Annotated in this window: 9 protein-coding genes; 8 read left to right on the top strand and 1 reads right to left on the bottom strand. The window is 38.8% G+C overall.

The features are described 5' to 3' along the window. Position 1 precedes the first annotated feature (1 nt). The 6 genes from atpA to glmU all read left to right on the top strand — a co-directional run bounded on the left by atpA (position 2) and on the right by glmU (position 8,188). Complete coding sequence (gene atpA, locus GQR39_RS18695) at positions 2 to 1,543, top strand: F0F1 ATP synthase subunit alpha (protein WP_007585976.1); 1,542 nt, start codon at positions 2 to 4, stop codon at positions 1,541 to 1,543. A gap of 60 nt (positions 1,544 to 1,603) precedes the next feature. Next, positions 1,604 to 2,464, top strand: a complete 861-nt coding sequence (gene atpG, locus GQR39_RS18700; protein WP_007585974.1) for a F0F1 ATP synthase subunit gamma — start codon at positions 1,604 to 1,606, stop codon at positions 2,462 to 2,464. Positions 2,465 to 2,497: 33 nt separating this feature from the next. Beyond that, positions 2,498 to 3,883 (top strand): F0F1 ATP synthase subunit beta, encoded by a 1,386-nt coding sequence (atpD, locus tag GQR39_RS18705; RefSeq protein ID WP_007585971.1) that lies wholly within the window; start codon positions 2,498 to 2,500, stop codon positions 3,881 to 3,883. Between the two features lie 13 nt (positions 3,884 to 3,896). Then, positions 3,897 to 4,319, top strand: coding sequence for a F0F1 ATP synthase subunit epsilon (locus GQR39_RS18710; protein WP_007377666.1), 423 nt, complete (start codon positions 3,897 to 3,899; stop codon positions 4,317 to 4,319). Positions 4,320 to 4,483: 164 nt separating this feature from the next. After that, positions 4,484 to 6,586, top strand: coding sequence for a winged helix-turn-helix domain-containing protein (locus GQR39_RS18715; RefSeq protein WP_165736329.1), 2,103 nt, complete (start codon positions 4,484 to 4,486; stop codon positions 6,584 to 6,586). Positions 6,587 to 6,829: 243 nt separating this feature from the next. After that, positions 6,830 to 8,188, top strand: a complete 1,359-nt coding sequence (gene glmU, locus GQR39_RS18720) for a bifunctional UDP-N-acetylglucosamine diphosphorylase/glucosamine-1-phosphate N-acetyltransferase GlmU (RefSeq protein ID WP_101163105.1) — start codon at positions 6,830 to 6,832, stop codon at positions 8,186 to 8,188. Between the two features lie 27 nt (positions 8,189 to 8,215). Here the strand turns inward: glmU and GQR39_RS18725 are convergent, their stop codons facing one another. Then, the gene (locus GQR39_RS18725; protein WP_121953905.1) at positions 8,216 to 9,058 is read right to left on the bottom strand and encodes a LytTR family DNA-binding domain-containing protein; all 843 of its coding nucleotides are present in this window, start codon (positions 9,056 to 9,058) and stop codon (positions 8,216 to 8,218) included. Between the two features lie 144 nt (positions 9,059 to 9,202). On the opposite strand from GQR39_RS18725, the gene GQR39_RS18730 reads away from it, so the two are divergent. After that, positions 9,203 to 10,432 carry an acyltransferase family protein gene (locus GQR39_RS18730; RefSeq protein WP_165736330.1) on the top strand — a complete coding sequence of 410 codons (1,230 nt, stop codon included), beginning with the start codon at positions 9,203 to 9,205 and terminating at the stop codon, positions 10,430 to 10,432. An 83-nt stretch (positions 10,433 to 10,515) separates the two neighbouring features. Next, positions 10,516 to 12,309 carry a choice-of-anchor I family protein gene (locus GQR39_RS18735; protein WP_165736331.1) on the top strand — a complete coding sequence of 598 codons (1,794 nt, stop codon included), beginning with the start codon at positions 10,516 to 10,518 and terminating at the stop codon, positions 12,307 to 12,309. Positions 12,310 to 12,448 lie beyond the last annotated feature (139 nt).

Consider the following 12,448-nt stretch of genomic DNA (forward strand, 5'->3'; position numbering starts at 1 on the left):
CATGCAACTTAATTCCACTGAAATTTCAGATCTGATCAAACAACGTATTGAGAAGTTCGAAGTTGTAAGTGAAGCTCGTAACGAAGGTACTATTGTATCTGTTACTGACGGTATCATCCGCATCCACGGTCTTGCTGACTGTATGCAAGGTGAAATGATTGAGCTTCCTGGCAGCCGTTATGCTATCGCACTAAACCTTGAGCGCGACTCAATTGGTGCAGTAGTAATGGGTCCGTACGCTGACCTTACTGAAGGCGTAAAAGTATATACAACTGGTCGTATTTTAGAAGTTCCTGTTGGTCCTGGTTTACTTGGTCGTGTTGTAAACACACTAGGTGCTCCAATCGATGGTAAAGGCGCTCTAGATAACGACGGGTTTGAACCTGTAGAAAAAATTGCACCAGGTGTAATCGAGCGTAAATCTGTAGATGAGCCAGTTCAAACTGGTTATAAATCTATTGATGCGATGATTCCAGTTGGTCGTGGTCAACGTGAACTTATCATTGGGGATCGCCAAACAGGTAAAACTGCACTAGCAATCGATGCAATCATCAATCAAAAAGACACAGGCGTTAAGTGTGTGTACGTTGCGATTGGTCAAAAAGCATCTACTATTGCAAACGTAGTTCGTAAATTAGAAGAGCATGGTGCACTAGCAAATACTATCGTAGTTGTTGCATCTGCTTCTGAATCTGCGGCACTTCAGTACTTAGCACCGTTCGCGGGCTGTACTATGGGTGAATACTTCCGTGACCGTGGTGAAAACGCATTAATCGTATATGATGATTTGTCTAAGCAAGCAGTTGCTTACCGTCAAATTTCATTACTACTTAAGCGTCCACCAGGCCGTGAAGCATACCCAGGTGACGTATTCTACCTTCACTCTCGTCTTTTAGAGCGTGCATCGCGTGTAAACGCAGATTACGTTGAAAAGTTCACTAATGGTGAAGTGAAAGGTAAAACTGGTTCATTGACGGCATTGCCAATCATTGAAACTCAAGGCGGCGACGTTTCTGCGTTCGTACCGACTAACGTTATCTCTATCACCGATGGTCAGATCTTCTTAGAAACTGACTTATTCAACTCAGGTATCCGTCCGGCAGTAAATGCTGGTATCTCGGTATCGCGTGTTGGTGGTGCTGCACAAACTAAAATCGTTAAGAAACTAGGTGGCGGTATCCGTCTAGCCCTAGCTCAGTACCGTGAATTAGCTGCGTTTTCGCAGTTCGCGTCTGACCTTGATGATGCAACTCGTGCTCAACTTGAGCATGGTGAGCGTGTAACAGAGCTAATGAAGCAGAAACAGTACGCGCCAATGTCTGTTGCTGATATGTCTTTGTCGTTATTTGCTGCTGAAAAAGGCTTCCTTCAAGACATCGAAATCGCGAAAATCGGTGACTTTGAAGCAGCTTTACTTTCGTATGCAAATAGCACATACGCAGAGCTTGTGGCTCAAATCAATGAAACTGGTAACTTGAATGCCGAGATCGAAGCGCAGCTTAAAGAACTTCTAACGAAGTTCAAGTCTACGCAAACTTGGTAATTTAGTTATTAATGGTGCGCTTTAGGAAACTAAAGCACACCTTGATTCGGAGAGAGAGTCATGGCCAGCGGAAAAGAGATTAAAAGCAAGATCGGGAGTATTAAAAATACTCAAAAGATCACTAGCGCAATGGAAATGGTTGCTGCGTCTAAAATGAAAAGGGCGCAAGAACGCGTTGCTTCAAGCCGTCCATACGCTGACAAATTACGTGAAGTAATTGGTCGTGTTGCTCAAGCAAATCTTGATTTTACTCACCCGTTCTTAAAAGATCGTGAAGTGAAACGAGTTGGTTATATTGTTATCTCTACAGACCGTGGTCTGTGTGGCGGTCTAAACTCAAACGAGTTTAAGAAAGTTGCACTTGATGTTAAAGCGTGGAAAGAAAAAGGTGTTGATGCTGAATTTGCTACTTTAGGTAGTAAAGCAGCTGGCTTCTTTCAACGTTTTGGTGGTCAACTACTCGCTAAAAAAGCGGGCCTAGGAGATAAACCTTCAGTACAAGACGTTATTGGTCCTGTAAAAGTTATGCTTGATGCATTTTCTGAAGGCAAAATAGACCGTTTATTCTTGGTATATAACAAATTCGTTAATACCATGAGGCAAGAGCCAATTATAGATCAGTTACTCCCTTTGCCAAAAGCTGAAGAAGAAGTATCTGCTCACACATGGGATTACTTATACGAGCCAAATCCAGAGGCTATTTTAGAGTCTTTGTTAGTACGCTTTATTGAGTCTCAAGCATACCAAGGTGTGGTAGAAAATGCTGCCTCTGAACAGGCTGCTCGTATGGTTGCAATGAAAGCTGCAACTGATAACGCAGGTGACCTTATGGACGAGCTACAGCTTGTTTATAACAAGGCTCGCCAAGCAGCAATCACACAAGAAATTAGTGAGATTTGTTCTGGCTCAGCAGCAGTTTAATGCTTCGGGTAAAGATTAACGAGAGGAATAGACATGAGTTTAGGTAAGGTCGTCCAAATTATCGGCGCCGTTGTGGATATTGAATTTCCACAAGATAGCGTGCCAGCGGTATACCACGCACTAAGAGTAACAGATGGCGATTTAGCTGGTTTGACTCTAGAAGTTCAACAACAGCTAGGTGGCGGTGTAGTGCGTACTATCGCTATGGGTACTACTGATGGTTTACGTCGTAGTGCTTTAGTTATGAATACAGGTGAATCGATTCAAGTTCCAGTTGGTAAAGCAACACTTGGTCGTATCATGAACGTACTTGGTGAGCCAATCGATGAAGCGGGTCCAATCGGCGAAGAAGACCGAATGTCTATTCACCGTGCAGCACCTTCATACGAAGAGCAATCAAGTTCAGTTGAACTTTTAGAAACTGGTATCAAGGTTATCGACCTTGTATGTCCGTTTGCTAAAGGTGGTAAAGTTGGTTTATTCGGTGGTGCCGGTGTTGGTAAAACTGTAAACATGATGGAACTTATCCGTAACATCGCAATCGAGCACAGCGGCTACTCAGTATTCGCAGGTGTTGGTGAGCGTACACGTGAGGGTAACGATTTCTACCATGAGATGAACGATTCAAACGTACTTGATAAAGTATCGCTTGTATACGGTCAGATGAACGAGCCTCCTGGTAACCGTTTACGCGTAGCGTTAACTGGTCTTACTATGGCTGAAAAGTTCCGTGATGAAGGTCGCGATGTACTTTTCTTCGTAGATAACATCTACCGTTATACTCTTGCTGGTACAGAAGTATCTGCACTACTTGGTCGTATGCCATCAGCGGTAGGTTACCAGCCTACACTTGCTGAAGAAATGGGTGTGCTTCAAGAGCGTATCGCTTCTACTAAGACGGGTTCAATTACATCAATCCAAGCGGTATACGTACCTGCGGATGATTTAACGGATCCATCTCCAGCAACTACCTTTGCTCACTTAGACGCAACAGTAGTACTTTCACGTGATATCGCGTCACTTGGTATCTACCCAGCGGTAGACCCACTTGATTCATCTTCACGTCAACTTGACCCACAAGTAATTGGTCAAGAGCACTACGATACAGCACGTGGCGTTCAAACAGTTCTTCAGCGTTATAAAGAACTTAAAGACATCATTGCAATCCTAGGTATGGACGAGCTTTCTGACGAAGATAAGCAACTTGTATCTCGTGCACGTAAAATCCAACGTTTCCTATCTCAGCCATTCTTCGTGGCAGAGGTGTTTACAGGCGCGTCTGGTAAATACGTATCACTAAAAGATACAATTTCTGGCTTTAAAGGCATCTTAAACGGTGAATTTGATGATATGCCAGAGCAAGCGTTCTACATGGTTGGCTCTATCGAAGAAGCTCAAGAAAAAGCCAAAGGCATGTAACTAGGAGGGTAGTATGACAGCTATGACTGTACATCTTGACGTAGTAAGCGCTGAGCAGAGTTTGTTCTCTGGTCTTGTTGAATCGATTCAAGTATCTGGTAGTGAAGGCGAGTTGGGTGTAAACCTAGGCCATGCTCCACTACTAACTGCCCTTAAACCTGGTATGGTACGTTTAGTTAAGCAATTTGGTCACGAAGATGTGATATATGTTGCTGGCGGTACATTAGAAGTTCAACCAAATCACATCACGATTCTTGCAGATACTGCGGTTCGTGGTGAAGATTTAGATGAAGATTCTGTACAAAAAGCTAAACGTGAAGCTGAAGAACATATGGCGAATTCGTCAGCTGTTGAGTTTGATTATCAGCAAGCGGCTACGCGACTGGCAGAAGCAGTTGCTCAGTTACGCGTAATTCAGCAATTACGTCACAAGTAAGCCTATCCGGTTTGTAAAAAGCCCACTTTAAGTGGGCTTTTTTGTGCCTGAAGAGATGACACTGAAACACTAAACTGTTAACCTTCAGTTAATGGAGTGTGGCGGTTTATTGTGAAAATCAAGCAACGAATAGACTGCTATAAGGATATAAAGTAAGTGAAAAAATGAAACAAGCAGAGTTTTCTGATTCAGTAGTAGAAGTCAAATTTGGTGCTTGGTGTTTAAATATAAAGCGGCAAATAATTAGTGATGGCACTGTAGAAAAAGAGTTAGAGCCACTACTGTACAAAATTTTAAGTTACCTTATCTTAAATCAAAACATGATTATTACCCGCGAAAATCTAATTGAAGATGTTTGGTGTCAGACTTATGTTGACGATAACGCCATTAATCGAGCTATTTCAGAACTTCGCAAAATATTAAAATCGCCGCAACAAAGCGAGCTAGTAGTAAAAACCCATTATCGTAAAGGATATAGTTTTGTTCCTAGCGTTGAATTTATTGGAAGCGAATACCAAAACCTCCCCATAGATAACCTTAATAAACCAGATGTAATAAAAAAAGCAAAACCTGTAATAAATAAAACTCGCTTAAGGGCGTTCCTACTACTTTTATTAGTTAGTATCCTGTTAATTTCTTTTATTTGGCCAGTCAAAAATCGTGAAGTAAAAACAACTTACAAAGACTACCAAGAAGAGGTTTTATCAATGAAAGATGGAACCCATAGTTTTCTTGTACTTTCACCTAATGAAAAGAACTTAGCGTTTATTGTTTCAAAAAATGAAGGGCTAGAGTCTTATTTAATCAATAAAGATCTTATTACAGGCAGAGAAAAGGTATTATTTAAAATAGGATATGAATTAACTCCAGTTGGTTGGTCATATAATAATAGTGATATTATTTATAGACAGAATAGTGGCAAGAAAGACTGCCAAGTGTTTATTATTGATAGTAATTTTATAGGTGAAGCAAAGCATTTGTTTGATTGTAATAATTTACCTTTTTTTGGTGAAGGGGTTAATAATACGAATTTTGTATATTCTAAACTTGGTTACCGTAATCGGGATGAGCTTGCTGTATTGATGAATCGTAACCTCATAACGGGTGAAGAGTATCAAATAAGCTCTCCCAATTTAAATTCTTACGGTGATAAATTTCTGGCTCATATAGAAGATAAAAATAAGGTGGTTTTCGAGCGCCATCAATTTGGTTTTAGTGAATTGTACATTGCAGATACTGAAGGCGGAGCTCAAACTCACCTTTATACGACCAAAAATCGTATCTGGTCATTAAACTACGATCAAAAATCGAACTCATTACTTTGGTACGATAATGTTGATAATATTCTTTATCAGTACTCCCTCGTTAGTCAAAAATTACTTCAAAAAGTATCTATGCAGGGAGTTTCAGGTTATTCAACTACGTTACCTTTGAGCCCAAGTGAAATGCTAGCGACACAATACCCGTACACCCGCCACATTTATCAACTCAGTTTAGATGCCCTTAATTTAGAAGATATTGCACCGGAAAATATAAATACATTCAACGCTCAGAACACTAATAATGGATATATTTATTATTTATTTAATGATGCACAAATAAAAAGGTTAGCTGTTTTAGATACTGCTACGGGTACTGTGAGTATTAAATCAAACATTATTGATTTTTCAATAATGAAAGTTTCAAGTGATGGGGAAGAGCTATTAGCATTAAAGAGCAATGTAATTGATATCCGCGACACTGCTGAGTTAAGTTTAAAAGATACTATTACAGTTGATGGTAATATTGTAAATGTAGAGTATTTGAATAACAAAAATATAGGCTACATTTTGCGGGGTGATATAGCTACCAGTAACACGGCTTACCTATATGATAGGGCTACCAAAAAAAGTATGTTGCTACCAATTAGCAATCCAGTTTGGTTTGAGCAACTTTCAACCTCAAAGTTTATATTCCTTTCTGCGCAAAATAAGTTACAGATTTTTGATAGTTGGAATAATTTGATAACCCATGAATTTGAATTAAACTCTGTTCTATACAAGCATTCATTTGCACTTAATGATAATAAACTTTTTCATTCTGATGGCTCTAATATCTATTTATATGATTTGAATTTAGGCTTTAAAGCGAATGCTGAGCTTATTTACACATTAAAGGTTGGTTTGATAACACAGCTAAGCTATGCAAAAGAGCTTGGTACTCTAGCCTTTACCACTATTACTATTAACAATAATAAGCTAGTAAAAGCTATAGAAGTGCCTAAGTAAGCTTTATTGAGTTTTTTACTTTTTAATTTAATAAGAATGAAAGCACTATAACGATAATTTTCACTTATATCCTTCACCAATCCTCGCTACAATAACGTCATCCAATTAAGTGTGTTTTTTCAGTCAAGATTCAGTACTAATAAACTAACCTACTGAGTATTTGCACAAGAAGTGATTTACGTAATCTTCTGATCGAACATAAGACTTATTTAGCTAAAACAACGAAAAAAGGAAATTGTTTTAATGGCTCTAACAACTATTATTCTTGCTGCGGGTAAAGGTACTCGTATGCGCTCTGCTTTACCTAAAGTTTTGCACAAAGTTGCAGGTAAACCAATGGTACAGCACGTTATTGATAATGCGATGGCATTGGGTGCAACGACTACAAACCTAGTTTACGGGCACGGCGGCGAACTATTACAACAACAACTTGCCGATAACAATGTAAATTGGGTACTTCAAGCTGAACAACTTGGTACTGGCCACGCAGTAGCGCAAGCCAACTCTCATGTTAATGATGAAGACACGGTATTAATTTTATACGGTGATGTACCACTAACAAAACAATCAACACTGGAGCGTTTATTAGCCGCAACACCTAAAAATGGTTTAGCTGTATTAACGGTAAATTTGGTAAACCCAAATGGCTATGGTCGAATGCTTCGTGCCGGAGGTAAGTTAGTCGGTATTGTTGAGCAAAAAGATTCAAGCCCAGAGCAGTTACTTATTAACGAAGTAAATACAGGCATTATGGCTGTTAACGGTAAGCTATTAAAAACATGGTTAGGTAACTTATCTAACAATAATGCACAAGGCGAGTACTACTTAACAGATATCGTTGCAATGGCTCACAGTGAAGGCGTAGAAATCACTTCAGCTCAGCCAGACCATGCAATGGAAGTTGAGGGCGCAAATAACCGCGTACAACTTGCAGGCTTAGAGCGCGCTTACCAAGCATGGCAAGCAGAAGAGTTAATGTTAAATGGCGCAACACTTGCTGACCCTGCGCGTATTGATGTGCGAGGAACAGTTACCACCGGTGAAGATGTACTTATCGACGTAAACGTTATTTTTGAAGGCACGGTCACGCTTGGTAATAATGTACAAATAGGTCCTAACTGTGTCCTTAAAAATTGTAGTATTGGTGATAACGTTATTATTAAAGCTAATACACTGATTGAAGATGCCACAGTTGCAGATAAGTGTACGCTTGGTCCTTATGCTCGCCTTCGCCCAGGCGCTGTAATGGAAGAAGACTCACACATTGGTAACTTTGTTGAGATGAAAAAAACCCGTCTAGGTAAAGGCTCTAAAGCCAACCACTTAAGTTATTTAGGTGATGCTGAAATTGGCGAAAAAGTGAATATTGGCGCTGGCACTATTACCTGTAACTACGATGGTGTTAACAAAGCAAAAACTATTATTGGCGATAATGCCTTTATTGGTTCTAATTCATCACTGGTTGCCCCAGTAAATATAGGCGCAACTGCAACAATTGGTGCAGGCTCTGTGATCACCAGTACCGTTGAAGATGACCAATTAGCAATAGCACGCTCTAAACAGCGTAATTTAACGGGTTGGAAACGCCCAGTTAAAAAATAACAATAGAGGCTACTTAGGTAGCCTTTTTTATTTTAGCTGAAGTTTAAATTGCTCTTTATAGCGTCTAGACAAGTTAAGTACTTTACCTGTTGTTAGTTTTATTTCACTGTCGCCACTGGGGAGTGCTGTAATGGACTCCACTTTATCGAGTTTTACGCCATGGCTGCGGTGAATTCTACAAAACCCCTGCACTTCAAGTTGTTTGCTCAATGCTGTAAGCGTTGCCCTTAAAGGATATATACGTGAGCCTATATGTAGGTTTACATAATTACCCGACGATTCAAGCCAATCAACATCCTCTATTTTTATAATGAATTCTTTTCCGAGCTTTTTAACCAATAAGCGATTTATGGTCGATGTTGTTTGCTGCTCACTTTCTTCAATTGAAGAAGCTTCACCTAATAATTGCTGCACCACATATTGATATACTTTGATAAGTACGATGAAAAATACAAAGCTTATAGCATCTTTCTGGTATTCATAAATAAGCTCAAACCAACTAAGTCCAAAGTTGTAAGACCCATCATTCAACAAATATATGAATTTACGAACCCCTACCATAATACCAACGTGTAACACGCTGAATATAATAGAGGCACCAAAGTACATACCTAATGAGGCTGTAATGTTTTGCCAATTAAAAGGTAAGTATCTTAAAAACCAAATTAAAATAGGGAATATAAGCAAAGTACTCAAGGCACTTGAATACTCCCAAACAAAAGGTTCCCACATTAAAAATGTTAAAACACCCTCTCTTTGGGCTTCCATTATTTGGGTTGTAGCGTTTACTGTATTATTAATTAATACGTAAGCACACAGTAATACTGATGCGTAAATGCTTTGAAAACGTTGAAAGTGCTGTAGGTTCATAAATATATGCTTATTGCTGATGTGGCACGCTTATCCCTGTATACCACCTTTTATCACTATTGCTTGTAATATAAGCACTTATAGATAGTTTTAGCGAGAGCTTTAGGTATCAATAGCGCATAACATTTATTAAGTAGTAAAAGCATGAGCGCTCAAACACAACACCCTTTATTAGTTAATTCGCGTAAATATTATCTTGATTGGCTTAGGGTAATCGCATTTGCGTCGCTAATTTTTTATCACATTGGCATGTTGTATAGCGAAAACTGGGGATTTCATTTTAAAAGTAATTACACATCGCAGTATATTGAATATTTAATGTTGGTGTTTTCACCTTGGCGCATGTTGCTCATTTGGTTTATATCGGGCGTAGCACTGCGTTTTATGATTGATAAAGTAAGCGGCTTTAAGCCTTGGTTATTGTTCACTTTAAATCGTTCCATTTTTTTACTATTACCCTTGCTGGTGGGATTATGGCTAATAGTGCCTTTTCAGCTGTTTGCAGAAATGTCGCAGCAAGGTGTTATTGATATTAGCTATTGGCAATTTTATTTAGCTTTTATAGAGACGAACAATACGCTTTTTATTAATTATCAGTCTGGAGTGTGGCCGAATGTGGATGTAAATCACTTATGGTATTTGCGCTCGTTGTGGCAATTTATGCTGATCATTATTGTTTTAACTCTTTTTGCACGCTTGCCCTTTATTGCGCCTTTAAAAACATTTGTTAAAGGGGGTATGTCATTTGGGTTTTTAATTACCTTGCTCATTATTGCCAAACTATTTACAAGCCATTACTTAACTGGCGATTCAATCAGAGAGACTAACAGCTTAATACTGCTACTCTCAGGATACATACTTGCTAAAAACACTTACTTTTGGAACTGCTTAAATAAAAACTTGGTATTACTGGCTTTGAGTTTTGCGGTTTTGTTTGTACTTATAATATTAAGTTATCAGAAGGTGTTTACTCTTCCTCATTTTATTTTAATCGGTAGCTACAATATTCAACGTGTTGTAGGTGTATTTTTTGTACTTGCGCTCGCTCGTCGATTTTTAAATTTTAATACTTACTATTTAAAACAGCTCAATGTATGGGTGTTTCCCTTTTATTTATTGCATCAAAGCATTTTGATTGTTTTGTGTTTTTTACTACAGCCTTTAAGTTTAGGGCCTGTTGCTGAACCATTCATCATTATTACAGGGACTTGGTCTTTTTGCGGTGTTATTACATGGGGTATTACACGTATTGATGTACTTAGACCTTTGCTAGGGGTTGCAATTAAACGAAATTATTCCCCGACTGTAAAAACGATTGGCTATACGGCCGCTTTAATTTTAATAACTCCGCTAGCGTATAAGCTAATTACTTAGGCTAAGGGGCTGTATTAAAACTGCCATAATCTTGTCATGCCTGTGTGTTGATATTTAGCAAATACAATACTAAGGAAAATTACATGTTTAAAAAATCAATTATTGCGCTGTCACTTATATCTGTTCTTACTGGTTGCTCACTTGATGGTGACGATGGTCAAAACGGCTCTCAAGGATTACAGGGAGAACAAGGCACAGGTGGGACTAATGGGTTAAATGGTATAAATGCCAATTCAGCATTAAATATTAACCTTGTGGGTAGAGGTGTATTAAATGCACAAAGCCCAGAAGGTGCAGCTGAAATAGTTGCATATCAAGCATCTAAAAAATGGATTTACGCTATTAACAGTTCAGGTGATGACGCTGTTATTAATATTTTACCCGCAGACACCTTTGATACTGCCGCACTCGTTAAAGATAACGAAGGGGTTATAAACGGCACAAATTTAACATCCGTTATTACGTTGCCTTTAAACGAGTTTACCCAAGGCGATGCAAACAGCATTGCTATTGATGAAAATAACAATCTACTTGCAGTGGCAATGGCTGCTGAAAGCACGGGTGATGCAGGTCAAATTGCTTTTTACGATATAAGCGGCGACTCACCTGTATTTATTAAAAATGTTACAGTCGGATTTTTACCAGACATGGTGACGTTCACCCATGATGGTGCAAAGGCAGTGGTTGCTAACGAAGGTGAACCAAGTGGCGACTACAGCGTAGATCCTGAAGGTTCTATTAGTATTATCGATATAACAAATAATGTAATAGCCGATACAGCAATAAATATTGATTTTAAAGCCTATAACAACAAACAAACCGAACTAGAAGCGCAAGGGGTAGTTTTTGCAAACCCAAATGGTCGTACTATTAACGGTAATCTAATAAATACCACAGTAGCTATGGATTTAGAGCCCGAGTACGTTAGCATTTCTAAAGATAACAAATATGCTTATGTATCTATTCAAGAAAACAATGCACTTGCAATAGTTAACCTACAAGACAACAGTCTTGAGCTAAAGGGCTTAGGCTTTAAAGATTGGTCAAGCTTACAACTTGATGCCTCAGATAAAGACGGCGGTGTTAATTTAAAATCATACCCAGGGCTCTATGGTATGTACCAGCCCGATACTATCTCAAGCTTTAGTTGGAAAGGCGCTAACTTTATAGTTACTGCCAACGAAGGTGACGCAAGAGAATACTTTTTTGATACAACGGATGAAGCAGACTGTATAGCAAAGGGCGGACTTGATTACGATAAAGACGACGGCTGCTTAGCTTATATAGATGAGAGTCGCGTTGAAGATTTAACGCTTGCTGCTAATTTTGATTACTTAAATAATGACGATGATGATATTGGTCGCTTAAAAGTAACAACAATAAAAGGCGATACCAATAACGACGGACAATACGAATCGCTTTACGGCTATGGCGCACGTTCTTTTACTATTTGGGATAGCAATGGGCTGGTGGTTTTTGATTCAGGTGACGATATAGCACGTATAACAGCATCGGTGCATGGTGAATCATTTAACAATAATGAAGATGAAAACAAAGGTGACTCACGTTCAGATGATAAAGGCGCAGAGCCTGAAGCGCTGACTATTGGTAAAATTGACGATCGTACATTTGCTTTTGTTGGATTAGAACGTATGGGCGGTATTATGGTTTACGACATTACTAATCCATACAATGTGCAATTTGAAGACTACTTCTATAATAGAGGCTTAATTAAAGGAGCGAATATTACAGGCGATTTAGCACCTGAAGGAATGGTATTCGTTTCAGCAGAGCAAAGTGCAACAGGAAATCCACTCTTAATTGTTGGAAATGAAATATCAGGCTCTATTGCCGTATGGGAAATAGCATCTAAATAAATCTTTAATTTTAAATAAAGCTGTGTGTTGTTTGTTTAACATACAGCTTAGTTTAAACCTTACTAATACATCATCAATTGATACATAAATTATGAGTGTTTTTTAAACTAAAAGTATCCTGCAGCCCTTTATTTGTATA

The organism is Pseudoalteromonas sp. C8 (genome assembly GCF_011378685.1).
Taxonomy (GTDB): domain Bacteria; phylum Pseudomonadota; class Gammaproteobacteria; order Enterobacterales; family Alteromonadaceae; genus Pseudoalteromonas; species Pseudoalteromonas arctica.